The sequence below is a fragment of the Pseudomonas sp. SIMBA_068 genome, from assembly GCF_046534705.1.
In the GTDB taxonomy this organism is placed as follows: domain Bacteria; phylum Pseudomonadota; class Gammaproteobacteria; order Pseudomonadales; family Pseudomonadaceae; genus Aquipseudomonas; species Aquipseudomonas putida.
On sequence record NZ_JAWRYI010001655.1, the window covers coordinates 1 to 236 of the forward strand.

The following is a 236-nucleotide window of genomic DNA, read 5'->3' on the forward strand; positions in this document are numbered from 1 at the left end:
TTCATCAACGAAGCTGCTCCGGTCAAGAAAGGCGGCGAGATCTCGCACGTAATCGCGGAAATCGAAGTTTCCTGCCTGCCCAAAGACCTGCCTGAATTCATCGAAGTCGACCTGGCTGACGCTGAAATCGGCACCATTGTTCACCTGTCCGACATCAAGGCCCCTAAAGGCGTTGAATTCGTGGCCCTGGCACACGGCAACGACCTGGCAGTAGCCAACGTTCACGCTCCACGTGT

Annotated in this window: 1 pseudogene; it reads left to right on the plus strand. The window is 55.9% G+C overall.

The features are described 5' to 3' along the window. Positions 1–236, plus strand: a pseudogene (locus SB756_RS35355) (50S ribosomal protein L25); the annotation flags it as partial.